Origin of the sequence: Pseudomonas mosselii (assembly GCF_005796105.1) — a bacterium.
GTDB classification, from domain to species: Bacteria; Pseudomonadota; Gammaproteobacteria; order Pseudomonadales; family Pseudomonadaceae; genus Aquipseudomonas; species Aquipseudomonas mosselii_C.
On the sequence record NZ_VAUO01000005.1, the window covers coordinates 231,737 to 254,073 of the forward strand.

Below are 22,337 nucleotides of genomic sequence, written 5' to 3' on the forward strand. Positions count from 1 at the left end.
GAAGGGCCGCAGCGCGGCCCCGGCGAGTTCGCTCACAGGCGCGGATAGTCGATGTAGCCCACCGGGCCACGCCCATAGAAGGTCTCTGGATGCGCCGGGTTTAGCGGGGTATCGGCCGCCAGCCGCGCCGGCAGGTCAGGGTTGGCAATGAACGGCACGCCGAACGCCACGGCATCGGCCCAACCCGCCGCCAGCGCGGCATTGGCACTGGCCTTGTCGAAGCCTTCGTTGACGATGTACGGCCCACCGAAGGCGGCCTTGATTTGCGGCCCGAGGCTGTCGTCGGCTTCTTTCTCCCGCGAGCAGATGAACGCGATGCCGCGTTTGCCCAGCTCCCGCGCGACATAGGTAAAGGTCTCAGTGCGGTCGGCGTCGCCCATGTCGTGGGCGTCGGCGCGGGGGGCCAAGTGCACGCCGACCCGGCCGGCGCCCCACACCTCGATGGCCGCGTCAGTCACTTCCAGCAGCAGCCGTGCGCGGTTTTCCAACGAGCCGCCGTAGCGGTCGGTGCGCTGGTTGGTGCTGCTTTGCAGGAACTGGTCGAGCAGGTAGCCGTTGGCGCCGTGGATCTCCACGCCGTCGAAACCTGCGGCCTTGGCGTTCTCGGCGCCACTGCGGTAGGCCTCGACGATGTCGGCGATTTCTTCGGTTTCGAGGGCGCGTGGGGTCGGGTAGTCACTCAATGGACGCACCAGGCTCACATGCCCTTTGGGCTGGATCGCGCTGGGCGCCACCGGCAGTTCACCGTTCAGGTAGGAGGGGTGAGAGATGCGCCCCACGTGCCACAGTTGCAGGAAAATCCGCCCGCCAGCGGCGTGCACGGCCTTGGTGACGTTGTGCCAGCCGCGCATCTGTTCGTCGTTCCAGATGCCCGGGGTATCGGGGTAGCCGACGCCCATCGGGCTGACCGAGGTCGCCTCGCTCAGGATCAGTCCCGCGCTGGCGCGCTGTACGTAGTACTCGGCCATCAGCGCGTTGGGCACGCGACCTTCGTCGGCGCGGCAACGGGTCAGCGGGGCCATGATGATGCGGTTGGGCAATTCGAGGTCGCCCAGTTTGATCGGATCGAAAAGCGTGGTCATAGCGGTTACCTGCCTTGTCAAAGCGCTTGGCGCAGTTGTTCGAGGAACGCCTGGATGGTGGCTTCGTCGCGTTTGAAGAAATGCCATTGGCCGATTTTCTGGCTGTTGATCAACCCCGCGCGCTGCAAGGTGGCCAGGTGGGCGGAGACGGTCGACTGCGAGAGGCCGCAGCGTTGGTCGATCTGCCCGGCACACACGCCGTTTTCGGTGCTGTGGTACTGGTCGGGAAACTGCACGGCGGGATCTTTCAGCCAGCTGAGAATTTCTCGCCTGACCGGGTGGGCCAGTGCTTTGATGATTTCGTCGAGATCGAGTGGCATGCGGTGAGGCTCGTTGTGTATCGCGATAGGGCGAAATTTAAATCGATATTTCGCGATATACAAATATGAACGCGTTATGAGCTGAGTGCGAATCGCTATATCGCGTTATAACGATATAGGGCTTACCGGTGCTAGACTGCGCCCATGAACTACCTCGCGCACCTGCACCTGGGCGGCCCGGCGCCGCAACAACTACTCGGCAGCCTGTATGGCGATTTCGTCAAAGGATCGCTGGAGGGGCGTTTTGCGCCTGAGCTGGCGGCTGCTATCCGGCTGCACCGGCAGATCGACAGCTACACCGACAGCCACCCGTTGGTGCTGGCTGCGCTGGCGCGGTTCCCACAGGCGCGCCGACGTTTTGCCGGGATCGTCCTTGATGTGTTCTTCGACCATTGCCTGGCGCGGCATTGGGGGGATTACGCCGAGCAACCGCTGGCGGTGTTCACCGGGCGCTTTTACCAGGTGCTGTTGGCTGAACCTGAGCTGCCTGGGCGTCTGGCGCGCATCGCGCCGTTCATGGCGGCGGATGATTGGTTGGGCGCCTATGGTGATTTCGCCACGCTTGAACAGGTGTTCAACGGCATCGCCCGGCGTTTGTCGCGGCCCGAAGGCATGGCAGGGGTAATGGATGAGCTTGAGCGCTTGTACGAGCCGCTGATGGCGGATTTTCGGGCGTTCTATCCGCAGTTACAGAGGTTCGCGGCGGCGCAGCGCGGATAGGCCAGCCGGCCTGTCGTGGGACTCTCGCCTGGCCGCGCGGTGTGAGCCGTTTCATGCAGCACGTGCCTGGCGCTGCGCCGACGGTGCGCTGTGCTCGATCCCGAAGAGCGCCAGATGCACGGCCTGTTGGGCCTGCAAGGCAAGTATGGCGCGCTCTTTGCCCTGGCTGGCGATGGCCGGCAAGAGCTGGATCTGCACCTCGCCACGCGGTTGCGCAAACAGCCGCATCAGGTGCGAGAGCACGTCGTCGTCGCCGATGAACGGTGCGATGGGATCAGTTTGGCCGTCACGCAGGTAATGGATCGCAACCGGTTGAATCGGTACGCCATGGTCGATCGCCCCAGCCAACAGGCGGCCATGGAAGGTGCGCAGTGTGCGGCCATCGGTCGTGGTGCCTTCGGGGAATATCAGCAGCGGGCGCTGTTGGGCGAGCTGGCCGCTGATCTGCTCGCGCAGCCGTTGTCCATCACCACCGCCACGTCGGATGAACAAGGTGCCGGCTTTCTCTGCCAGCCAGCCGGCCAGCGGCCAGTGGCGCACTTCGGCCTTGGACAGAAACGACAGTGGGGTGAGCATGCCCAGCAGTGGGATGTCGGTCCAGGACACATGGTTGCTCAGCCACAGCATCGGCTGGCGTGGCACCTCGCCGATCACCTTCACCTCGAACGGCAAGGCCGCCACCAGCCGGCCCATGAACAGGCGGGTCCAGCGCTGACGGCGTTCAAGCGGGGTAGGCAGGCCCAGGCGTTCGGCCAGGGCGATGCTGGCGGCCAGCGCCACGCCCAGTAGCAGAACCAGCACAAGGCGCAACAGGCGGGCGTATGCCCGCAGCCGCAGCATCAGACCGCCGCCTTGAAGTGGCGGGCGTAGCGAGGGCAAAGGTCGTCGCGCTTGAGCAGGATGAACACGTCGGCGACCTGGAAGTCCTCGTCCCAGCACGGCTCACCGCAGATCTTCGCGCCCAGGCGCATGTAAGCTTTGAGCAGTGGCGGCATCTGGGCGATGACGTTGCCGGGCAAGGCCAGGTTGGGCAGCGGGTTCTTTGGCTCGGCACGCAGGTGATCGGTGCACAGGTGCCGCTCGCGCAGGCGCTGCATGATGGCGTGGGCTTGTACGCCACCATCCTGCATGGGGATGCTGGCGCAGCCCATCAGGTAGTGGTAGCGGCCTTCGTTGAGCACCTCGGCCAGCTCTGCCCAAAGTACCGCGATGGTGCCGCCATTGCGGTAGTCAGGGTGCACACAGGTGCGGCCCAGCTCCAGAATCGGCCCTTGCAGTTGCAGCAGACCGTGCAGGCGGAATTCTTCTTCGCTGTAGAAGCGCCCCAGGCTGCTGGCCGCCTGGTGATCGAGCAGGCGGGTGGTGGCGACCAGTTGCCCGGTGGCCAGGTCACGCACGCCGATGTGGCGGCAGTGGACGTCGTAGTCGTCCATGTCCAGGCCCTGTTCGGCGCCCTTGAGCCTGGCCTTGAATTCACCACTGAACACCTTGAAGCGCAGCGCCTGAGCTTCGTGCAAGGCGTCAGCGCCGACCAGGCGTTCGGCTTGCAGACGGCGTTCAGGGCTGTTGTCGCCAGAGCGAGCGATCCGAGTCATTGCGAGTCTCCATGAGCCAGCCAAAGGGTTGCGGCCGGTCGGCTTTGTTGTGCAAAGTCAGCCTAGGTACGTGCGGTGTCACCCCCGTGAATCTTTGGTGATGCTTGCGTGACAGCCCCCATGGGAGGACCCTCGATGGCCTGGTTGCAACGACTCAACGACCCCTTGCGGTATGCGCCCCAGGCCAGCCTGGGGGAGGCCTATGCAGCGGTGCTTGAGCGCTTCGGCGCCGGTTCGCCGTTCGAACTGGCCGTGCTGGGGGCTCGCGCCATGGCCACGCCTGGGCTGGCTTTCCTGGTCGGCTACCAGGCCGCGTTGCGGGTGCTGTGGCCCAGCGCGCCGGCCAGCCTCGGCGCCCTGTGCGCCACCGAACGGCGCAGCGTGCGCCCGGCCGATATGCACACCCGGCTCGATCAATTGCGCCTGACCGGCAGCAAGGATTTCGTCACCGCCGGACTTGAGGCCGAGTGGTTGCTGGTGGCGGCGCGTAGCGAGGCGCAGGGGCAAGCGCCGCAGTTGCAGTTGGCGGTGGTCTATCCGGGCGAACCTGGTGTGGCCCTTGAAGCGTTGCCGATCCTGCCGCTGATGCCAGAGATCGGGCATGCGCGGGTTCAACTGGAAAGCGCAGCCTGCGAGCTGCTGGCCGGCGATGGCTGGGATGCTTACGTCAAACCCTTCCGCACCCTTGAAGACCTTTACGTGCTGGCCGCCCTGGTGGCGTGGCTGCATGGGGTTGCCCAGGAGTGTGCTTGGCCGCAGCCCTTGCGCCTGCGTTTGATCAGCCTGCTGGCCGGCTGTGCCGAGGGCAGCCGGCAGTGTGCCGACAGCACCACGGGGCATTTGTTGATGGCAGGATTGTTCGCCCAGTTCGATAGCCTGCGCGGTGAGATCGACAAAGCGATGGCTGCCGGCCCTGCGTCGTGGGGGCAGTTGTGGGCGCGTGACCAGGGGGTGCTGGCGCTGGCCAGTGCCGCGCGGGATAAACGCCTGGCCAAGGCCTGGGCGGCAGCGGGATTGTCATGAAAGCCTGAGAAATTGGGCGCATTTGACCACCCATCCTGGGGCCCTGCGATCACCATGAAGATACTGTTGCTGCTGCTTGCACTGGCAGTTGTCGCGGTTCGCGCCGAAGAGTGGCCTACCCCGGATTGGCCAATCGACGGCGTCGCCATCGACTGGCGAGCCGTGGACGCCTACGCCTTCCCTGAACGCAACGCCGAGCGCAGCGGTGTTCGCACCGACGCACTGCTGATCATCCGCGATGGCCGCATCGTTCACGAGCGCTACGCCGCGCCAACCCGCGCCGACACACCGCACCTGACCTGGTCGGTGAGCAAGAGTGTGCTGGCCACGTTGCTGGGTGTGGCCCAGGGCGAAGGGCGCTTCGAGCTGGACGACCCTGCCTCGCGCTTTTACCCGGCATTGCGGGCGCACCCGGCGCTGCGCCTGCGTGACCTGCTGCACTGGGCCAGTGGCCTGGTCTGGCAGGAAGACTATGAGTACGCACCGCTCAAGTCGTCGGTGGTGGCCATGCTCTACACCCGTGGTCGTGACGATATGGCGGCATACGCTGCCGGCATGCCCGCCGAGCGTGTGCCTGGCGAACGTTTCGTCTACTCCAGCGGCGACAGCAACCTGCTCGGTGCAGCCCTGCGCGGCATGCTTGCGCCGCAGCAGTACGCCGATTATCCCTGGCAGGCGCTGTTCACGCCGCTGGGGATCGACGGCGCAGTCTGGGAGCGCGATGGCGCCGGCAACTACGTCGCGTCTTCTTATCTTTACCTGCGCGCCCGTGACCTGGCACGTATCGGCCTGCTGATGCAGCGTGACGGGCGTTGGGGTGATCGCCAGCTCGTCCCCGCCGCGTGGGTGGCCTTCAACCGCACCCTGTTCGCACGCGCCGAAGCCATCCCAGGGGAGGCCAATCCCGGCGGGCATTGGTGGCTCAACCAGCCGCTGCCCGGCCAGCCGCGCCCGTGGCCCGATGCCCCGGCGGACACCTTTGCCGCTTTGGGCCACTGGGGTCAGGCGCTGTACGTGCTGCCTGCGCAGAAACTGGTGATCGTGCGCTATGCCGATGACCGTGACGCCAGTTTCAGCCACAACGCACTGCTCAAGCAGGTGCTTGCTGCGCTGGCCAAGGAGGGGCGATGAAACGCATCGGGCTGTTGCTGGTGCTGGCGCTGCTGGCCTGGGCCTGGCACGAGCGCCAGGCGCTGGCGGACTTTCCCGGCATCCTGTCGGCATACTCGGCCAAGGAATACTGCTCCTGCCGGTTTGTCATGGGCTTCGAGCAAGGCTACTGCCGTGGCTACGTAAAACAATACCTGCCGCTGGGCTTGCTGGAGGAGGACAGCACGCAGCGCCGGGTTCGCGCTGAAGGCCTGGGCCGACGCAGCGAGGCGGCCTGGCAAAGTGCGCGCGAGGGCTGCCGCTTGCTGCCATGAAATCGGGCGGGTAATGTTGACGGCCTTGTTTTACAGGATTTCCCATGTTCAAGCCGTCCCGTCTGCTTCCTGCATTGCTGCTTCCCCTTCTCGTCAGCGTGGGCCTGCCAGCCCAGGCTAACTGGCACCTGGATGGCGAGTCGTCGCGCCTGTCCTTCGTCACCGGCAAGAACGGCAACATCGCCGAGGTCAACCGTTTCCTGGTCCTGCACGGCACGGTCGATCGCAAGGGGGCGGCCGAGGTCAGTATCGAGATGGACTCGATCAGCAGTGGCATCGCCCTGCGTGATGAGCGCCTGCGCGATAGCCTGTTCGAGGTGGAGCGCTTCGCCGAGGGCAAGGTGCAAGCCCAGATCGACTTACGCCCGATCAACGACCTGGCCAACGGTGCGCAACTGGAACTGCGCTTGCCGGTGAGCGTCACCCTGCATGGGCAGACTCACAACTACAACACCCTGCTGCTGGCCACTCGGCTGGACGAGCGACGTTTCCAGGTGGTGACCCTGGAACCGTTGGTGCTGCGTGCCGAGGACTTTGGCTTGATGCCGGGCCTGGAAAGCCTGCGCAAGCTGGCCGGGCTCAAGTCGATCAACCCGTCGGTGCCGGTGAGCGCGGTGCTGATCTTCAACGCCCGCTGACATGCCGGGGCCGGTCTTCCCCTGGCGCGGCGGCAACCAGTTCGAGCTGCTGATCGACGGCCCCGAGTTTTTCCCGTGCATGCTCCTGGCCATCGTGCGTGCCGAGTTCCAGGTGGACCTGGAGCTGTACCTGGTCGAGGGCGGGGCCTGTGCGCAGGCGGTGGTCGAGGCCTTGGAACAGGCCGCGCGGCGGGGCGTGCGGGTGCGTTGCCTGTTCGACGACTACGGCTCGCTGGGGTTTCCTGCGGCCTTGCGCGAACGCTTGCTGGCAGCCGGCGTGGAGCTGCGCTGGTACAACCGCCTGCGTTGGCGTCGGGGTTTGCGCAACCTGTACCGCGATCATCGCAAGCTGCTGTTGGTGGACGAGCGCTGGGCGGTGGTCGGCGGCACCGGGGTAACCGACGAATTCTGGAAGCCGAACGAGGTGCTCAGCGAGTGGCATGAGGTGATGGTGCGCATGGAGGGGCCGATCGTCGGCGACTGGCAGTTGCTGTTCGACCGCCAGTGGCACGCCAACCAGCGCCGTACCGCCTGGCGCCCGCCGGAGAATTTCGGCCTGCCACGCCTGCCCCGGGTCCCGCTCGAAGGGCAGGGCATGGGCCGCGTAGCCTACGCCGATGCCCGCCAGCACAAGGACATCCTGCATGCGCTGGTGCGCGCGCTGAACAGCGGGCAGCGGCGTATCTGGCTGGCCACGCCGTACTTCTTGCCTACCTTCAGCGTGCGCCGCTCGCTGCGCCGGGCTGCGCAAAAGGGCCTGGACGTGCGCCTGCTGCTAACCGGCCCGCGCACCGATCACCCCGCAGTGCGCTATGCCGGCCATCGCTACTACCCGAGGCTGCTGCGCGCCGGGGTTCGAATTTTCGAGTACCAGCCGTGTTTCCTGCACCTGAAGATGGTGCTGGTGGACGATTGGGTGAGTGTGGGCTCGTGCAACTTCGACCACTGGAACCTGCGTTTCAACCTCGAAGCCAATGTCGAGGCCCTCGACCCAACGCTGACCGCCGCGGTGGCCGCGAGCTTCGAGCGCGACTTCGCCTTGAGCGAGGAAGTCGACCTGCTCCAGTGGCAGGCACGCCCCTTGTGGCGGCGGGTCAAGCAGCGTGTGTGGGGTTGGCTCGACCGGCTGGTGGCCAATCTGTTGGACCGACGCGATTAGTGTCCTGTCCCGGAAATAAGCTGTTCACTTTTGGCGGCGTCTTGAATGCCCGGCCTGCGTTGCCACTCCTCGCCATAGCCCTGCTATGACTCGTCGCGGCGCCTTGGCCGAACATCCAAGCCACTCCCCAAAAGAGCACGTATTTCCGAGACAGGGCACTAGCGGCGTATATCGCTCGCCGGCAAAGCGGACTATTGTGCTCGGATTGTTCCCCTGCAACGCAAGGAGTGGATGCGATGACGGCTAAGAAGATTCTCATGCTGGTGGGTGATTACGTCGAGGACTACGAGGCGATGGTGCCGTTCCAGGCGCTGAGCATGGTCGGGCATACCGTGCATGCGGTGTGTCCTGAAAAGGTCGCCGGGCAAACGGTGCGCACGGCGATTCACGATTTCGAGGGGGAGCAGACCTACAGCGAGAAGCCCGGTCACAACTTCGCCCTGAACTACGACTTCGTCCAGGTACGCGCCGAAAGCTACGACGCACTGTTGATTCCCGGTGGCCGGGCGCCGGAGTACCTGCGTCTGAACGAAAAGGTGCTGGACTTGGTGCGCGCCTTCGACCAGGCCGGCAAGCCGATTGCTGCCGTATGCCATGGCGCGCAGTTGCTGGCCGCAGCGGGGGTGTTGGAGGGGCGTGAGTGCAGCGCGTATCCGGCGTGTGCGCCAGAAGTGAAGCTGGCAGGCGGGCGCTTCATCGACATTGCCGTGGATCAGGCGCATGTCGATGGCAACCTGGTGACTGCGCCGGCGTGGCCTGCGCATCCGGCGTGGCTGGCGGCGTTTCTCAAGGTGCTGGGGACGCGTATCCATTGACACCGCCTTCGCGGGGCAAGCCGCAATGGCGCCCCGCGATATGCCTCAGCCTACCTGTTCGACCCAGTCGTTGAGGTTGTAGTAGTTGCTCACCCGGGCGATCTTGCCGCAGTGGATGTAAAAAAATGCGCCGGCCGGCAGCACGTACTTTTGCCCGTTGGCTGGCGGCAGGCCTTCGTCGTCGGCCAGGTACTCGCCGTGCACGGTGAACTCGGCGGCAGCGCGGTTGCCCTCGGCGTTCTGCATTACCACGATATCGGCCAGGCGTTCGCGATAGCAGCGGTTCATCTTGTCCATGAAGGCGGCGAAGGCGGCCTTGCCCATTTGCCGTTCGCCCTGGTTGATGTCGTGGATCACGTCTTCGCTGAGCAGCGCGAGGAAGGCGGGCATGTCGCCAGCGTTGAAGGCGTTGTAGTAGGCAGTGACGAGTTCGGTAGCGGTCATGGAGAAATACCTGTCGCGCAGGGGAAAGGGAGTGATGTGGAGCCGATGATAGGGTTTCCCCTCAGGCCCGGCTTAGCCGAGCGCGTCATCCACATCGACAAAACGACCGCCCCGCATGCAAATACGCCTGCTGCATGGCGCTGCCATCGCGCCTTACATCGATGACCTCGCTCGTTTGCGCCTGACGGTGTTCCGCGAGTTTCCCTATCTCTACGACGGTGACGAAGCCTACGAGGCCGAGTACTTGTCTACCTATGCGCGCTCCGGGCGCAGCCTGGTGGTGCTGGCGCTGGACGGCGAGCAGGTGGTCGGCGCGTCCACCGGCTTGCCGCTGGCCGACGAAAGCCCTGAGTTTCAGCAGCCGTTCCTGGCCCAAGGCCGCGACCCTGCGACGGTTTACTACTTCGGTGAGTCAGTGTTGCTGCCGGCCTACCGGGGGCGTGGACTTGGGGTGCGGTTTTTCATCGAACGTGAATCCTATGCCCACAAGCTCGCCGAATTCGACTACTGCGCCTTTTGCGCGGTGGAGCGCCCGGCGGGGCATCCGCGACGGCCCGAAGACTACAAGCCGCTGCACGGTTTCTGGCGTAACCGCGGCTTTCTGCATGAGCCCTCGCTGCGTACCGCCTACAGTTGGCGTGATCTGGATGAGCCTGAGCAGTCGCCCAAGATCATGTCGTTCTGGCTCAAGGCCCTGCCGGTATGATCCGCGTCGCGGCCTGCCAGTACGCCATCGAGCTGCATGAGCACTGGGACGTCTATGCAGCGCACCTGGAAGGCTTGTGTGCCGAGGCGGCGCAGCAGGGCGGACAATTGCTGTTGCTGCCCGAGTACGCAGGCTTGGTACTCAGTGGTCAGTTGCCGGTCGCCGAGCGCGGCGATCTCAAAGCGTGCATCGCCGGCATCCAGCCGTTGATCGCGCCCTGGCTGGCCCTGTGCGAGGGGATTGCCCGGCGTCTGGGGGTCTACCTGCAGCCGGGCAGCGTACCGGTACTGGACGCCGACGGTTACTACCGCAATCGCGCCTGGCTGTTTGGCCCTGAAGGGCGGCTGGGGCATCAGGACAAGCTGATGATGACGCGCTTCGAGCGTGAGCAGTGGGGCATCAGTGCCGGTCAGGGGGTGCGAGTGTTCGACACCGCGCTGGGACGGCTGGGTATTCTGATCTGCTACGACAACGAGTTCCCGCTGCTGGCCCGCACCTTGGCCGAAGGCGGCGCTGACCTGATCCTGGCGCCCAGTTGCACCGATACCGTGGCCGGATACCACCGGGTACGCATCGGCGCCCAGGCGCGGGCGCTGGAGAACCAGGTCGCGGTGCTGCAAAGCCCGACCGTGGGACTGGCGGCATGGTCACCGGCGTTGGATGAGAATATAGGCAAGGCAGGTTTGTTCGTACCGCCCGACCACGGCATGCCGGAGGATGGGGTGATCGCGCAAAGTGCGTCAATGATGCCGGAGGGCAGCCGCTGGCTGGTCTGTGATATCGACCTGGAGCAAGTGCGGCGGGTGCGACAGCAAGGGCAGGTATTCACCCGCAGGGACTGGCCGGAGCAGTTCGACCGAGTGGTGTAGGCAGCTGTACGTCTTCACCGGCAAGCCCGCGAAGACGTACAGCTTTTTCGCCGTTACTTCACTTCGACCGCCAGGCTCTCGGCGATCTTGCCTTGCCACAGGGCGGGGCCGGTGATGTGCACCGACTCACCTTGGCTGTCCACCGCGACGGTGACCGGCATGTCCTTGACTTCGAACTCGTAGATCGCTTCCATGCCCAGCTCGGCGAAGGCCAGGACCTTCGACTTGCGGATGGCCTGGGCCACCAGGTACGCCGCGCCGCCGACAGCCATCAGGTAGACGGCCTTGTTGTCCTTGATCGCCTCGATGGCGGTCGGGCCGCGCTCGGACTTGCCGATCATGCCCAGCAGGCCGGTTTGTTCGAGGATCTGGCGGGTGAACTTGTCCATGCGGGTGGCAGTGGTCGGGCCGGCTGGGCCTACCACTTCGTCACCGACCGGATCGACCGGGCCGACGTAGTAGATGAAGCGGCCTTTCAGATCCACCGGCAGCTGTTCGCCACGGTTGAGCATTTCGACCATGCGCTTGTGCGCAGCGTCGCGGCCGGTGAGCATCTTGCCGTTGAGCAGGATGGTCTCGCCCGGTTTCCAGCTGGCCACTTCTTCTGGGGTGATGTCGTCCAGGTTCACGCGGCGTGCGCTCGGGCCAGCTTCCCAGACGATTTCCGGGTAGGCGTCCAGCGACGGCGCTTCCAGTTCGGCCGGGCCGTTGCCATCGAGTACGAAGTGGGCGTGACGGGTGGCGGCGCAGTTGGGGATCATGCACACCGGCAGCGAGGCGGCGTGGGTCGGGTAATCCATGATCTTGACGTCGAGCACGGTGGTCAGGCCGCCCAGGCCTTGTGCGCCGATGCCCAGTTGGTTGACCTTGTCGAACAGCTCCAGGCGGATCTCTTCGAGGCGGTTCTGTGGGCCGCGGGCCTTGAGTTCATGGATGTCGATGGACTCCATCAACACTTCCTTGGCCATGACGGCGGCTTTCTCGGCGGTACCGCCGATGCCGATGCCGAGCATGCCAGGCGGGCACCAGCCAGCGCCCATGGTCGGCACGGTCTTGAGCACCCAGTCGACGATCGAGTCGGACGGGTTGAGCATGGCCATCTTCGACTTATTCTCCGAACCGCCGCCCTTGGCTGCAACGTCGACTTCGACCTTGTCGCCGGGCACGATGGAGTAGTGGATCACCGCCGGGGTGTTGTCCTTGGTGTTCTTGCGTGCACCGGCCGGGTCAGCCAGGATCGAGGCGCGCAGGACGTTCTCGGGCAGGTTGTAGGCGCGGCGTACACCTTCGTTGATCATGTCGTCGACGCTCATGGTCGCGCCGTCCCAGCGCACATCCATGCCGACGCGGATGAACACGGTGACGATACCAGTGTCCTGGCAGATCGGGCGGTGGCCGGTGGCGCACATGCGCGAGTTGATCAGGATCTGGGCGATCGAGTCACGCGCGGCAGGCGACTCTTCACGCAGGTAGGCCTCGTGCATCGCCTGGATGAAGTCGACGGGGTGGTAGTACGAGATGAATTGCAGGGCGTCGGCAACGCTCTGAATCAGGTCGTCTTGCTTGATCACGGTCATGCAGCGCGCTCCTCTTAAAGACGGGAACATGTATAAAGGCACTCCGACGCAGCACACCGCTAGGTCAGGCATGCCTGGCAAGGCGTCGGTGGTCGGCCGGCGCAAAAAGGCGCGGCAGTATACCGCAGGCCCGCTGCGGGAAACACCTGCGGGCGGTCTGGACCATGGTCGGCTGCCGGGTGGGCATCCTTTTTGCTGTCTGGTGGCCTGACTCCCCTTAGACTGGTTGGGGCTGCGATGCAGCCCTTTCGCGGCAAGAGGCCGCTCCTACAGGGAATCGCGTTCGTCTGTAGGAGCGGCGTGCCGCGAAACGGGCGCAAAGCGCCCCCAATCGAAATTGGAGAACCCCCGAACATGCCTGAACTCTGCGTGGGCGAGCGCCGCTTTACGGTGCCGGCCGCGAGCAACCTGCTCGATGCGCTCAACGATGCCGGTTGCGCCGTGCCCTACAGTTGCCGTGCCGGCAGCTGTCACGCCTGTTTGGTGCGCTGTCTGGACGGCCTGCCCGTGGACGCCAAGCCCGAAGCACTGAGCGCCGACAAGCGCGACGAAGGCTGGCGGCTGGCTTGCCAGTGCACACTGGCCGGCGACCTGCGGGTGGCGGTGTTCGATCCGCAGCGCGATGGCCTGCCGGCCACGGTCAGCGCCTTGGACTGGTTCGGCGACGTACTGCGCTTGCAGCTCAGGCCGCAACGGCCGTTGCGCTATCAGGCCGGCCAACATCTGGTGCTGTGGTGTGGCGATGTCGCGCGCCCGTACTCACTGGCAAGCCTGCCGGGCGAGGACGATTGCCTGGTGTTTCACATCGATTGCAGCCGTCCTGGTGCTTTCTGCGACCGGGCCCGGCATTGGCAACTGGGGGATGTGGTCAGCCTTGGCGAGCTGCGTGGCGGCGCCTTGCACTATGACCCCGATTGGCAGACGCGGCCGCTGTGGCTGCTGGCAGCCGGTACCGGGCTGGCACCGTTGTGGGGCATCCTGCGCGAGGCGTTGCGCCAGGGGCACCAAGGGGAGATTCGTTTGCTGCATGTGGCGCGCACGCCAGCTGGGCACTACCTGGCCGAAGCGTTGCAGTCGATGGCGGGGGTGAGTGTGGAACAGGTGCTGGCCGAGCAGATGGATGAAGCGCTGGCCGCATTGCGCCTGACCTCGCGTCAGACCATGGCCTTGCTGTGCGGGGCACCGGGAAGTGTCGAACGTTTTGCCCGGCGGCTGTTCATCGCCGGGGTTCCGCGTAACCAAGTGTTGGCGGATGTGTTCACCGAGCACGTTTGAAGCCTGAAGCGATCGCGGTGGTGCGGCATTCCAAGTCCGCACCACCGCGAAGGTGACGATTGGCGGATCAACCGATCAGCGGATCACCTACGTGCAGGATCTTCATGCCGTTGGTGCCACCGATGGTGTGATAGCTGTCGCCCTTGGTCAGGATCACCCAGTCACCTTGCTCCACCAGACCGCGCTTGAGCAGCTCGTCGACGGCTGCCTGGCTGACCTTGTCGGCCGGCAGCGAGGCCGGGTCGAAGGCAATCGGGTAGACGCCGCGGAACATATTGGCACGGGCCTGGGTGGCACGGTGCGGCGACAGCGCGAAGATCGGTACGTGCGAGCGCAGGCGCGACATGATCAGCGGGGTGTAGCCACTTTCGGTGAGGGCGATGATCGCCTTGACGCCGGGGAAGTGGTTGGCGGTGTACATCGCCGCCAGGGCGATGGATTCGTCGCAGCGCTCGAAAGTGGTGTGCAGGCGGTGGCTGGATTTTTGGCTGGTCGGGTGCTTCTCGGCGCCCGAGCAGATGCGGGCCATGGCCTGCACAGCTTCGATTGGGTAGCTGCCGGCGGCGCTTTCGGCCGACAGCATCACCGCATCGGTGTTGTCCAGCACGGCGTTAGCCACGTCGGAGACTTCGGCGCGGGTCGGCATGGGGTTCTGGATCATCGACTCCATCATCTGGGTCGCCACGATCACCGCCTTGTTGTTGCGGCGGGCGTGCTGGATGATCTTCTTCTGGATGGCAATCAGCTCGGCGTCACCGATTTCCACACCCAGGTCGCCACGGGCCACCATGACGGCGTCGGAGGCGAGGATCAACTGGTCGAGGGTCTCGTCGTCGGCGACCGCTTCGGCGCGTTCGATCTTGGCCACCAGCCAGGCACTGCCGCCAGCTTCGTCACGCAGCTTGCGCGCGTATTCCATGTCGCTGGCGTCACGCGGGAACGACACGGCCAGATAGTCCAGGTCCATTTCCGCAGCCAGCTTGATGTCGGCCTTGTCTTTTTCGGTCAGCGCCGGCGCGGTCAGGCCGCCACCTTTGCGGTTGATGCCTTTGTGGTCGGACAGCGGGCCGCCGATGATCACTACGCAGTGCAGGGCGTCGCTGGTCGCGGTTTCGACGCGCATGACCACGCGGCCATCGTCGAGCAGCAGTTCGTCACCGACGCCGCAATCCTTGACCAGGTCGGGATAGTCGATGCCGACGATATCCTGGTTGCCTTCGGTCAGCGGGTGCGCGGTGGAGAAGGTGAACCTGTCACCGACTTTTAGTTCGATGCGCTTGTTGGCGAACTTGGCGATGCGGATCTTCGGACCCTGCAGGTCGCCCAGCAGCGCGACGTGGCGGCCGTTCTTGGCGGCGATGTCGCGGATCAGGCGGGCGCGGGCCTTGTGCTCGTCCGGGGTGCCGTGGGAGAAGTTCAGGCGTGCTACGTCCAGGCCGGCGAGGATCAGCTGTTCGATCACTTGCGGCGAGTTGCTGGCGGGGCCAAGGGTGGCGACGATTTTGGTACGGCGGATGGTCATGCACAGACTCCTATAGTGAAGCGCAGCGAAAGGCTACTCCTGAATCTCGCTGTAGTCATTGTTCCGTTGCACTACCTGTTGTCGAACCAAGGTAGCGTTTGAACGGCAGGCGTATGCTTGCAAAAGGCTGTGAAGATTTGACGCAAAAGGCCGATACACTGCCCATCAAAGGAGAATTCCCATGCGCACCCTGATCGTTTTGACCATGGCGGCCAGTGTCGTCGGCTGTACTCGCTGGTCCATGGACCACCACCTCAACAACGCCTACCGTGCCTACGACCGTGGTGACTGCGCGCGGGTGATGCTGGAGTTGTCGCAGGTCGACCGCGCCAGCCGTTCGCGGCCATTCATCCATCCGGAAGTGTCGTTGCTGCGTGGTCAGTGCCTTGAGCGGCAGAAACTCTACGTGGACGCGGCGCAGACCTACCAATTCATGATCCGCCAGTACCCCGGCAACGAATACGCCTACCGCGCCCAGGCGCGCCTGGAGACCCTGGATAAGCTTGGCCACTTGCGCGGCAGCGAGGCGGCGGTCGCCAGTCCGGTCAAGGCTACACCTTGGCGTTAATTCCAAGGTGTCATTGATTTCATGTAGGCAGCCCGCTTCAGTGGGCTAATCTTTGATTGTGTTGTCATCCTCATTGCCAGTACCGTGTCTTCCTGGCCTCAGGTACAGGACCGTGCATACGACCATGTTTGTCGAACGCCGAATAGAACGTCATCAATTGCCTTGCGCGTTGCGGGTCTTCAACCGGTTTACCGGTCAGGAGATCGGTTACTTGGGCAATGCCTCCGAAGACGGCCTGATGATCATCAGCCACCTGCCGGTGCTGGTGGGGCCGGATTTCGAGCTGCAATTGCGCGTGCCGCTGGCCGGTGGCGGGTTGCAGTTCATCAATCTGACGGCCAGTTGCCTGTGGTGCCGCGAAGACGAGAACCCTGGGCATTTCGATGCAGGCTTCATGCTGCTGCAGGCGCCTGATGAGTACGATGCCTTCGTGCGTTCGCTACGCGAGTTCTTCAGCTTCCATTCGCTCAACGCCTCTGCCTGAACGCTGGCCCCTGGCCGGGGTAGGCCGCTAGACTCTGGTCGACCTTGTTACAGGAAGACCCCGTGAGCTCCAGCATCTTCTGGCACGACTACGAAACCACTGGCATCAATCCGCGCAGCGACCGACCGCTGCAAATGGCCGGTGTGCGCACCGACTTGGATCTCAATGAGATCGAGGCGCCGATCAATCTCTATTGCCGCCCCAGCGACGACATCCTGCCGCACCCGGCAGCGTGCCTGGTGACGGGGATCACCCCGCAGCAACTGGTCGAGCGCGGCCTGTGCGAAGCCGAGTTCATGACCCGCGTGCACAGCGAGCTGGCGCGTCCGGGGACGTGCGGGGCCGGTTACAACACCCTGCGCTTCGACGATGAAGTCACCCGCTACAGCCTGTACCGCAACTTCTTCGACCCCTACGCCCGCGAGTGGCAGGGCGGCAACAGCCGCTGGGACCTGATCGATGTGGTACGCACGGCCTATGCGCTGCGCCCCGAAGGTATCGTCTGGCCGCAGCAGGAGGGCCGCACCAGCCTGCGCCTGGAACTGCTCAGCAAGGCCAATGGCCTGGAACATGGCCATGCCCATGAGGCGCTTTCCGACGTACGGGCGACCATCGGCCTGGCCCGGCTGATCCGCAGCAAACAACCGAAGTTGTATGACTGGCTGTTCCAGCTGCGCAGCAAACATAAAGTGCAGGAGCAGATCCGTCTTTTGCAGCCGCTGGTGCATATCACCGGGCGCTTTTCGGCGGATCGCAAGTACATCGGCGTGGTGTTGCCGCTGGCCTGGCATCCGCGTAATCGCAATGCACTGATTGTTTGTGATCTTGGGCAGGACAATTCACCGCTGTTGCAGGAAAGTGCGCAAACGCTGCGTCAACGTTTGTACATGCGCCGTGAGGAAATGTCTGACGGGCAATTACCTGTCCCATTGAAGTTGGTACACATCAACCGTTGCCCAGTGGTGGCACCTTTATCGGTGGTGCGTCCTGCAGACGAGCAGCGTTTGGGGCTGGATATGTCCGAGCTGCAGCGACGGGCCGAGCAATTGGCCAATCAACAGGACATCTGGCGTGACAAGCTGGAAATCATCTACCAGGAAGAGGGGGGCGCCGCGAGCGAAGACCCCGAACAACAGCTGTATGATGGTTTTATCGGGGACCGTGACCGGCGTTTGTGCGAACAAGTGCGTATGGCCGATCCTGCCCAATTGGGTCAGGGGCACTGGATGTTCGACGATCCGCGCTTGCCTGAACTGTTGTTCCGCTACCGCGCGCGTAACTTCGCAGACACCTTGAATGAACAGGAGCAGGCACGCTGGCAGGTGTTTTGTGAACAGCGCCTGAGCAATCGGCAGATGGGTGCACCGAATACCGTGGGCGACTTCGAACAGGCCTGTCAGAGCCGCTGGGGCGAGGCCGACGAGGCCGGACGACAGGTGCTGCAAGCCTGGCTTGAGCACGTTGCGCATTTGAAGACGCGCTTTGCCGTGTGAGGCGAGCAGACCCATGAAAAAACGCCGGCAAGTGCCGGCGTTTTTTCATGTTGAAACTGAAACGGCAGTCGCCTGGATCAGTCCAGCAGGGTAGCCCAGCTTTCGACGACGTCGCCGCCCCACTTGGCTTTCCATTCTTTCAGGGTCTTGTGGTTGCCACCCTTGGTTTCAATAACCTCGCCATTGTGCGGGTTCTTGTATTGCTTGACCTTGCGCGCACGCTTGGTAGTAACTGGCTTGGCGACGCCGCGCGGGGCTTTGCTCAGTTTGCTTTCCGGGTCGAGCAGGGCGATAACGTCACGCAGCGACTTGCCATTTTCGGCCATCAGCTCGCGCAGCTTCTTTTCGAACTCGAGTTCTTTTTGCAGTTTGCCATCTTGCTGCAGGTTGGTCAGGCGAGCCTGAAGTTCTTTGATGGCTTCTTCGGTGGCGCGGTATTCGTTGATCAGGGACATGGAGAGTTCCTTGAAAGCGTGTGTAAAAGGGGCAGTGCCGACAATAATAGACACGCCTCACACTCAAGTAAACAATTAAAAAGTCGTGAATCAATTAATAGCAATGAATGGCCGTATCGCTGTTAGGTTAAGAAAAATTTACTTAGTGTTACGGCCAATGGCCATGTCCCTGTAGGACGCAGGGGCATGTGCAGGGGGAGTGCGCGCGATGGGCGCGTGTGTCCGGGCTTCGAACATTACTGCGTTTTTTCCGACAGACCGTTAGAATATGCCCCTTTGCGAAGTTCTGGAGCCTTTTTTCATGCGCACCTATCGACTGGTGATTGCCTGCCCCGACCGCGTCGGCATCGTGGCAAAAGTCAGTAATTTCCTGGCCCTCTACAATGGCTGGATCAATGAAGCCAGCCACCACTCCGATGAGCAGAGCGGCTGGTTCTTCATGCGCCATGAGATTCGCGCCGAGTCGCTGCCGTTCGGTATCGAGGCCTTCCGTGAAGCGTTCGCGCCGATCGCCGAAGAGTTCTCGATGACCTGGCGCATCACCGACTCGGCGCAGAAGAAGCGCGTGGTGCTGATGGCCAGCCGCGAGTCTCACTGCCTGGCCGACCTGCTGCACCGCTGGCACACCGACGAGCTGGATTGCGAGATCCCGTGCGTGATCTCCAACCATGACGACCTGCGCAGCATGGTCGAGTGGCATGGCATTCCGTTCTTCCATGTACCGGTCGATCCCAAGGACAAGGCCCCGGCCTTCGCCGAGGTGTCGCGCCTGGTCGAAGCGCACGCTGCCGACGTCGTGGTGCTGGCCCGCTACATGCAGATCCTCCCGCCGCAGCTGTGCCGCGACTACGCCGAGAAGGTCATCAACATCCACCACAGCTTCCTGCCGTCGTTCGTCGGCGCCAAGCCGTATCACCAGGCCGCGTTGCGTGGTGTGAAGCTGATCGGCGCCACCTGCCATTACGTGACCGAAGAACTGGACGCCGGCCCGATCATCGAGCAGGACGTGGTGCGTGTCAGCCATGCCGATAGCATCGAAGACATGGTGCGTTTCGGCCGTGATGTCGAGAAGATGGTGCTGGCTCGTGGCCTGCGCTACCACCTTGAGGATCGCGTGCTGGTACACGGCAACAAGACCGTGGTTTTCGACTGAGCATGGCCAACCCTCGTGACAAGGCCGGCGCCTCGGTGCCACCTACCTTGGGCGAGGGCTGCCTGGCGCGTTTCGACCCGGATGCGCTCAGCGACGAGGATGGCACCGAGTTTCCCGGTGCCGCCGCGTTGTGGCAGGCGCTCAACCGGCCTGACGCCGCCAGCGCTCCAGCAGAGGACGCGCCAGCAGGCACACGAACACCGGCCCGCCTGCCAGCAGATAAAAGTAGTAGGTAACCGCGCGCCAGATCAGGATCGCGGCAGCGGCTGTCGAACTGCCTACCATTGGCGTGAGCAAGGTTGCTGAAGTCAGCTCCGCTGCCCCCGCGCCACCGGGCAGCAGGCTGAACTGGCCGGCGCTGAGTGCAAGCATTTGCACCAGAAAGCTCGCTCCCCATCCCAGCACGCCCCCCAAGCCCTGCAACACCAGGTACAGCACGCTGTAGCGCAGCCCCCAGTGCGCGCAGGTGAGGCCGAACACCAGCGCAAGCGTATGTTTGGGGAGGCGCGAGGTCTCGGCCAGGGCATGGCAGAAACGCAGCAGTGCGCGCGCCCAGCGTCGACGACGTTGCGCTGGCACGCCCAGGCGCCGCAACAAGTGGCCGCTGGCGCGGATCAGCAGGGCCTGATGGCGCAACGACAGCAACACGCCCGCCAGGGCTGTGCATAGTAGCGCGGCGCTACCCAGTAGCAGGCTTTGCTGGCTGTGGCCCAGGTGGTGGAACAGCGCGTAGCCCGCGATTGCCAGCGTGGCGCAGAAGAAGAACAGCAGATCGTTGAGCTGGTCCAGGGCGAACACCGCCCCGCTGTGCGAGGCCGTGATGCGTTGGCGGCCGAGCAGCGCCATCAGCGTCAGTGGCCCGCCACTGCCGCCAGGTGTGGTGCAGATGGCGAACTCGGTGGCCATGACCACGCCTAGGCCGCGTCTCCAGCCCAGTGCTGTGCCTTGCTGGCCGAGCAGCAGGCGCAGGCGGGCGGTGTTGATCAGCCAGCACAACAGGATCATCCCAAGCAACAGCAGCAGCAGGCGTAGCGGGAACCTGCTCAGGCGCGCCAGCAGGTCGCTGCCACCCAGCAATGCCGGGACCAGTAGCGCCAGCAGCAGGGCCAGGCCAAGCCAGCCGAGACGCTTCATGGACCGATCTGGCGGTCTAGCCAGGCGGACTTGGTCAGCGGCTCGCGGCCTTCGGCGAGCAAGGCTTGCACGGTGTCGAGCCAGTAAGTACGTGCACAGGGGTGGCGCATGTCCACCGGATGCAGGCCTAGGCGCAAGGTGTCGGCGTGTTGCCAGCGCCGACGTTGCCAGTCGCTGAGCACTTTCGAGACGCTGCGGCGCCAGGCGCTGCGCGCGCTCCATACCAGTCCTGGGGCCTCGATCGGGGTGAAGTCTGGCAGGCGGTACAGGTGCTGGGGTGTGCTGGTATAGCGCAGCGGCAGTTGGCGCAAGGCTTGGCGGGTGCCTTCGCTCATCAGCCAGGCGGGGGCGACGAAGCCAGCCACGGGCCATCCCTGGCGCTCGAACAGCGCCAGCCCGGCTTGCAGGCGTTGCAAGGCGGCTGCGTGATCGAGGGCGTAGAACTCGCCTTCGTGGGTGTAGAGCCGGCGCATGAAAAACTCGACCGGGCCGCGTGGCGGCGGGCCGTCGTCGGCGTGGTAGTAGCCGTGCAAGGCTAGTTCGTCACCGCAGGCCAAGCGCTGGTCGAGCAGGCGGCAGAAGGCAGGAAAGTGTGCCAGCGCGTTACGCTGGTGAAAGTCTGGCACCACCAGCCACGTCATGCGCACGCCGCCGAGTGCATCGATGGCTTGCACGAAAGGTTGGTAGTCCGGCCAGGTTTGCGGTGCTACGTCGTGCAGCACCAGCATCAGGCTGGGGCGTCGTTCAGCCATGGGCGCGGGCCAGCGGCGATGTGCCGAGCACTGCTTGGTAATGGCTGAGCAATCCGTTGACCACGTTGTCCCAACTGTAATGGCGCTCGACATGCTGGCGGGCCTGGGCACCGAGTTGCTGCACGCCTGCTTCGAAGGTTTCGCGCACTGCATCGGCCATGGCCTGGGCGTCGTTGGGTGGGCACAGGCGGCCGCAGTCTGGGGGCACGATCTCGCCGAACGCCCCGGCGCGCACGGCCACCACTGGTGTGGCGCTGGCCATGGCTTCGAGGATCACCAGACCGAAGGTTTCCTGATCGCCGGCATGCACCAGCAAGTCGGCGCTGGCCAGTATTCGGGCTACCTGTGCAGGCGGGCAGAAGTGATCGATCACGCTGACGTTGTCCGCCGTGCTCAGTGGCATGTTCGAACCGACCAGCAACAGGTGGTAATTCGGGCCCAGGGTGCGCATGCACTCAATCAGCACGGGCAGGTTCTTTTCGCGCGAGCCACGCCCGGCGAACACCAGCAAGTGGCGATTTTCGGGGATACCGAGTTCGGCGCGCAGGCCGGGGTCGCGCTGCTCGGGGTTGAACAGGGCCAGGTCCACGCCCAGGCGTTGTACGTGCACGGCTCTGACTCCGAGGCGTCGGAGCTTGTCGGCCATCACTTGGCTCGGCGCCAGTACCCTGTCGAAGTTACCGTAGAGCTTGCTGACATAGGCTTCGACGTTCGGGGTGAACCAATTGCCCATGCGGTTGCTCACCAAAAGGGGCAGGTCGGAGTGGTAGAAGCCGATCACCGGGACATCGAGTTTACGCCGTGCTTCCAGGGCGGCCCAGGCGGTGAGGTAGGGGTCGCCTACTTCGATCAGGTCCGGTTGCAGGCGGCGCAGCTCGTTGCACCAGGGCGCCAGGCGTACCGGGAAGCGGTAGCCGTTGCCAAAGGGCAGGGGTGGGGCGGGGACCTGGTAGACGCCATCGGTGTGGCCGGCGCTGGCGCCGGGGACCAGCAAACTGTGGCGCACCTCGGGTATGGCGTCGAGGCGGCGGTGTTTGGCATCAAGGTAGGTTCGCACGCCGCCGCTGGCTGGGGCGTAGAACATGGTGATGTCGGCAATGTGCACGATCAGCATCCCTCCGGGATCGTC

The 22,337-nt window shown here is 64.1% G+C and carries 25 protein-coding genes; 14 read left to right on the forward strand and 11 right to left on the reverse strand.

All coding sequences use genetic code 11. The annotated features are described in order from the left end of the window. Positions 1-32 precede the first annotated feature (32 nt). Together FEM01_RS13320 and FEM01_RS13325 are read right to left on the reverse strand one after the other, a co-directional pair. Positions 33-1,082, reverse strand: coding sequence for an alkene reductase (locus FEM01_RS13320; RefSeq protein WP_138219948.1), 1,050 nt, complete (start codon positions 1,080-1,082; stop codon positions 33-35). Positions 1,083-1,099: 17 nt separating this feature from the next. After that, positions 1,100-1,402 carry an ArsR/SmtB family transcription factor gene (locus tag FEM01_RS13325; protein ID WP_138219949.1) on the reverse strand — a complete coding sequence of 101 codons (303 nt, stop codon included), beginning with the start codon at positions 1,400-1,402 and terminating at the stop codon, positions 1,100-1,102. Between the two features lie 144 nt (positions 1,403-1,546). Here FEM01_RS13325 and FEM01_RS13330 point away from each other — a divergent pair, with 144 nt between their 5' ends. Beyond that, positions 1,547-2,122: an ACP phosphodiesterase gene (locus FEM01_RS13330; protein WP_138219950.1), complete on the forward strand. Its 576-nt coding sequence runs from the start codon at positions 1,547-1,549 to the stop codon at positions 2,120-2,122. A 51-nt stretch (positions 2,123-2,173) separates the two neighbouring features. Here FEM01_RS13330 and FEM01_RS13335 read toward each other — a convergent pair whose 3' ends face one another. Both FEM01_RS13335 and olsB read right to left on the reverse strand, forming a co-directional pair. Continuing rightward, positions 2,174-2,962, reverse strand: a complete 789-nt coding sequence (locus tag FEM01_RS13335; RefSeq protein WP_138219951.1) for a lysophospholipid acyltransferase family protein — start codon at positions 2,960-2,962, stop codon at positions 2,174-2,176. Beyond that, positions 2,962-3,717, reverse strand: coding sequence for an L-ornithine N(alpha)-acyltransferase (olsB, locus tag FEM01_RS13340; RefSeq protein WP_138219952.1), 756 nt, complete (start codon positions 3,715-3,717; stop codon positions 2,962-2,964). The genes FEM01_RS13335 and olsB overlap by 1 nt, the downstream gene beginning before the upstream one ends. 135 nt (positions 3,718-3,852) lie before the next feature. On the opposite strand from olsB, the gene FEM01_RS13345 reads away from it, so the two are divergent. The 6 genes from FEM01_RS13345 (at position 3,853) to FEM01_RS13370 (ending at position 8,776) form a co-directional block, all read left to right on the forward strand. Next, positions 3,853-4,740, forward strand: coding sequence for an acyl-CoA dehydrogenase (locus FEM01_RS13345; protein ID WP_138219953.1), 888 nt, complete (start codon positions 3,853-3,855; stop codon positions 4,738-4,740). Positions 4,741-4,794: 54 nt separating this feature from the next. After that, positions 4,795-5,871: a serine hydrolase domain-containing protein gene (locus tag FEM01_RS13350; protein ID WP_138219954.1), complete on the forward strand. Its 1,077-nt coding sequence runs from the start codon at positions 4,795-4,797 to the stop codon at positions 5,869-5,871. Beyond that, the gene (locus tag FEM01_RS13355) at positions 5,868-6,164 is read left to right on the forward strand and encodes an amidase (RefSeq protein WP_138219955.1); all 297 of its coding nucleotides are present in this window, start codon (positions 5,868-5,870) and stop codon (positions 6,162-6,164) included. Before FEM01_RS13350 ends, FEM01_RS13355 begins: the two co-directional genes overlap by 4 nt. A 44-nt stretch (positions 6,165-6,208) precedes the next feature. Continuing rightward, positions 6,209-6,802 (forward strand): YceI family protein, encoded by a 594-nt coding sequence (locus tag FEM01_RS13360; protein ID WP_138219956.1) that lies wholly within the window; start codon positions 6,209-6,211, stop codon positions 6,800-6,802. Between the two features lies 1 nt (position 6,803). Then, positions 6,804-7,961, forward strand: coding sequence for a phospholipase D-like domain-containing protein (locus FEM01_RS13365; RefSeq protein WP_138219957.1), 1,158 nt, complete (start codon positions 6,804-6,806; stop codon positions 7,959-7,961). Between the two features lie 236 nt (positions 7,962-8,197). Next, positions 8,198-8,776 (forward strand): DJ-1/PfpI family protein, encoded by a 579-nt coding sequence (locus tag FEM01_RS13370; RefSeq protein WP_138219958.1) that lies wholly within the window; start codon positions 8,198-8,200, stop codon positions 8,774-8,776. A gap of 45 nt (positions 8,777-8,821) precedes the next feature. Here FEM01_RS13370 and FEM01_RS13375 read toward each other — a convergent pair whose 3' ends face one another. Then, positions 8,822-9,220, reverse strand: coding sequence for a nuclear transport factor 2 family protein (locus tag FEM01_RS13375; RefSeq protein WP_138219959.1), 399 nt, complete (start codon positions 9,218-9,220; stop codon positions 8,822-8,824). Between the two features lie 115 nt (positions 9,221-9,335). Here FEM01_RS13375 and FEM01_RS13380 point away from each other — a divergent pair, with 115 nt between their 5' ends. Together FEM01_RS13380 and FEM01_RS13385 are read left to right on the forward strand one after the other, a co-directional pair. Continuing rightward, positions 9,336-9,926: a GNAT family acetyltransferase gene (locus tag FEM01_RS13380; RefSeq protein WP_138219960.1), complete on the forward strand. Its 591-nt coding sequence runs from the start codon at positions 9,336-9,338 to the stop codon at positions 9,924-9,926. Continuing rightward, entirely contained in the window at positions 9,923-10,795 is an 873-nt protein-coding gene (locus FEM01_RS13385) for a carbon-nitrogen hydrolase family protein (protein ID WP_138219961.1), read from the forward strand. The genes FEM01_RS13380 and FEM01_RS13385 overlap by 4 nt, the downstream gene beginning before the upstream one ends. Before the next feature lie 53 nt (positions 10,796-10,848). On the opposite strand, the gene FEM01_RS13390 is transcribed toward FEM01_RS13385, so the two are convergent. After that, on the reverse strand, positions 10,849-12,372 hold the full coding sequence (locus tag FEM01_RS13390) for a fumarate hydratase (protein WP_138219962.1): 1,524 nt from the start codon (positions 12,370-12,372) through the stop codon (positions 10,849-10,851). A 354-nt stretch (positions 12,373-12,726) separates the two neighbouring features. Between FEM01_RS13390 and FEM01_RS13395 the strand changes: the two genes are divergently transcribed. Further along, on the forward strand, positions 12,727-13,647 hold the full coding sequence (locus tag FEM01_RS13395) for an iron-sulfur-binding ferredoxin reductase (RefSeq protein ID WP_138219963.1): 921 nt from the start codon (positions 12,727-12,729) through the stop codon (positions 13,645-13,647). Positions 13,648-13,714: 67 nt separating this feature from the next. On the opposite strand, the gene pyk is transcribed toward FEM01_RS13395, so the two are convergent. Continuing rightward, positions 13,715-15,169 carry a pyruvate kinase gene (pyk, locus tag FEM01_RS13400; RefSeq protein ID WP_138219964.1) on the reverse strand — a complete coding sequence of 485 codons (1,455 nt, stop codon included), beginning with the start codon at positions 15,167-15,169 and terminating at the stop codon, positions 13,715-13,717. Positions 15,170-15,350: 181 nt separating this feature from the next. Here pyk and FEM01_RS13405 point away from each other — a divergent pair, with 181 nt between their 5' ends. From FEM01_RS13405 to sbcB, 3 genes are all read left to right on the forward strand, one after another. Next, positions 15,351-15,737, forward strand: coding sequence for a tetratricopeptide repeat protein (locus FEM01_RS13405; RefSeq protein WP_138219965.1), 387 nt, complete (start codon positions 15,351-15,353; stop codon positions 15,735-15,737). A 124-nt stretch (positions 15,738-15,861) separates the two neighbouring features. After that, positions 15,862-16,221 carry a PilZ domain-containing protein gene (locus FEM01_RS13410; RefSeq protein WP_138219966.1) on the forward strand — a complete coding sequence of 120 codons (360 nt, stop codon included), beginning with the start codon at positions 15,862-15,864 and terminating at the stop codon, positions 16,219-16,221. A 62-nt stretch (positions 16,222-16,283) separates the two neighbouring features. Continuing rightward, a complete protein-coding gene (gene sbcB / locus FEM01_RS13415; protein ID WP_138219967.1) occupies positions 16,284-17,714 on the forward strand; it encodes an exodeoxyribonuclease I in 1,431 nt (476 codons plus the stop codon). Positions 17,715-17,791: 77 nt separating this feature from the next. Here the strand turns inward: sbcB and mvaT are convergent, their stop codons facing one another. Further along, entirely contained in the window at positions 17,792-18,169 is a 378-nt protein-coding gene (gene mvaT, locus FEM01_RS13420; protein WP_138219968.1) for a histone-like nucleoid-structuring protein MvaT, read from the reverse strand. A 301-nt stretch (positions 18,170-18,470) separates the two neighbouring features. On the opposite strand from mvaT, the gene purU reads away from it, so the two are divergent. Further along, positions 18,471-19,322, forward strand: coding sequence for a formyltetrahydrofolate deformylase (gene purU / locus FEM01_RS13425; RefSeq protein WP_138219969.1), 852 nt, complete (start codon positions 18,471-18,473; stop codon positions 19,320-19,322). Between the two features lie 141 nt (positions 19,323-19,463). On the opposite strand, the gene FEM01_RS13435 is transcribed toward purU, so the two are convergent. The 3 genes from FEM01_RS13435 to FEM01_RS13445 are packed head-to-tail and all read right to left on the reverse strand — an operon-like array spanning position 19,464 to position 22,322. After that, complete coding sequence (locus FEM01_RS13435) at positions 19,464-20,456, reverse strand: lysylphosphatidylglycerol synthase transmembrane domain-containing protein (protein WP_138219971.1); 993 nt, start codon at positions 20,454-20,456, stop codon at positions 19,464-19,466. Continuing rightward, a complete protein-coding gene (locus tag FEM01_RS13440) occupies positions 20,453-21,208 on the reverse strand; it encodes a DUF2334 domain-containing protein (RefSeq protein ID WP_138219972.1) in 756 nt (251 codons plus the stop codon). The genes FEM01_RS13435 and FEM01_RS13440 overlap by 4 nt, the downstream gene beginning before the upstream one ends. Then, positions 21,201-22,322: a glycosyltransferase family 4 protein gene (locus FEM01_RS13445; protein WP_138220048.1), complete on the reverse strand. Its 1,122-nt coding sequence runs from the start codon at positions 22,320-22,322 to the stop codon at positions 21,201-21,203. The genes FEM01_RS13440 and FEM01_RS13445 overlap by 8 nt, the downstream gene beginning before the upstream one ends. Between the last annotated feature and the right edge of the window lie 15 nt (positions 22,323-22,337).

Excerpts from the sequence above, each read along its gene's own strand:
- FEM01_RS13345 (WP_138219953.1), top strand. The coding sequence starts at position 3,853 with ATGGCCTGGTTGCAACGACTCAACGACCCCTTGCGGTATGCGCCCCAG.
- FEM01_RS13390 (WP_138219962.1), bottom strand. The coding sequence starts at position 12,372 with ATGACCGTGATCAAGCAAGACGACCTGATTCAGAGCGTTGCCGACGCC.
- FEM01_RS13440 (WP_138219972.1), bottom strand. The coding sequence starts at position 21,208 with ATGGCTGAACGACGCCCCAGCCTGATGCTGGTGCTGCACGACGTAGCA.
- FEM01_RS13385 (WP_138219961.1), top strand. The coding sequence starts at position 9,923 with ATGATCCGCGTCGCGGCCTGCCAGTACGCCATCGAGCTGCATGAGCAC.
- FEM01_RS13445 (WP_138220048.1), bottom strand. The coding sequence starts at position 22,322 with ATGCTGATCGTGCACATTGCCGACATCACCATGTTCTACGCCCCAGCC.
- FEM01_RS13405 (WP_138219965.1), top strand. The coding sequence starts at position 15,351 with ATGCGCACCCTGATCGTTTTGACCATGGCGGCCAGTGTCGTCGGCTGT.
- FEM01_RS13330 (WP_138219950.1), top strand. The coding sequence starts at position 1,547 with ATGAACTACCTCGCGCACCTGCACCTGGGCGGCCCGGCGCCGCAACAA.
- FEM01_RS13350 (WP_138219954.1), top strand. The coding sequence starts at position 4,795 with ATGAAGATACTGTTGCTGCTGCTTGCACTGGCAGTTGTCGCGGTTCGC.
- FEM01_RS13435 (WP_138219971.1), bottom strand. The coding sequence starts at position 20,456 with ATGAAGCGTCTCGGCTGGCTTGGCCTGGCCCTGCTGCTGGCGCTACTG.
- pyk (WP_138219964.1), bottom strand. The coding sequence starts at position 15,169 with ATGACCATCCGCCGTACCAAAATCGTCGCCACCCTTGGCCCCGCCAGC.
- olsB (WP_138219952.1), bottom strand. The coding sequence starts at position 3,717 with ATGACTCGGATCGCTCGCTCTGGCGACAACAGCCCTGAACGCCGTCTG.
- FEM01_RS13370 (WP_138219958.1), top strand. The coding sequence starts at position 8,198 with ATGACGGCTAAGAAGATTCTCATGCTGGTGGGTGATTACGTCGAGGAC.
- FEM01_RS13395 (WP_138219963.1), top strand. The coding sequence starts at position 12,727 with ATGCCTGAACTCTGCGTGGGCGAGCGCCGCTTTACGGTGCCGGCCGCG.
- mvaT (WP_138219968.1), bottom strand. The coding sequence starts at position 18,169 with ATGTCCCTGATCAACGAATACCGCGCCACCGAAGAAGCCATCAAAGAA.
- FEM01_RS13380 (WP_138219960.1), top strand. The coding sequence starts at position 9,336 with ATGCAAATACGCCTGCTGCATGGCGCTGCCATCGCGCCTTACATCGAT.
- FEM01_RS13320 (WP_138219948.1), bottom strand. The coding sequence starts at position 1,082 with ATGACCACGCTTTTCGATCCGATCAAACTGGGCGACCTCGAATTGCCC.
- FEM01_RS13355 (WP_138219955.1), top strand. The coding sequence starts at position 5,868 with ATGAAACGCATCGGGCTGTTGCTGGTGCTGGCGCTGCTGGCCTGGGCC.
- FEM01_RS13325 (WP_138219949.1), bottom strand. The coding sequence starts at position 1,402 with ATGCCACTCGATCTCGACGAAATCATCAAAGCACTGGCCCACCCGGTC.
- FEM01_RS13360 (WP_138219956.1), top strand. The coding sequence starts at position 6,209 with ATGTTCAAGCCGTCCCGTCTGCTTCCTGCATTGCTGCTTCCCCTTCTC.
- FEM01_RS13410 (WP_138219966.1), top strand. The coding sequence starts at position 15,862 with ATGTTTGTCGAACGCCGAATAGAACGTCATCAATTGCCTTGCGCGTTG.
- FEM01_RS13335 (WP_138219951.1), bottom strand. The coding sequence starts at position 2,962 with ATGCTGCGGCTGCGGGCATACGCCCGCCTGTTGCGCCTTGTGCTGGTT.
- FEM01_RS13365 (WP_138219957.1), top strand. The coding sequence starts at position 6,804 with ATGCCGGGGCCGGTCTTCCCCTGGCGCGGCGGCAACCAGTTCGAGCTG.
- FEM01_RS13375 (WP_138219959.1), bottom strand. The coding sequence starts at position 9,220 with ATGACCGCTACCGAACTCGTCACTGCCTACTACAACGCCTTCAACGCT.
- purU (WP_138219969.1), top strand. The coding sequence starts at position 18,471 with ATGCGCACCTATCGACTGGTGATTGCCTGCCCCGACCGCGTCGGCATC.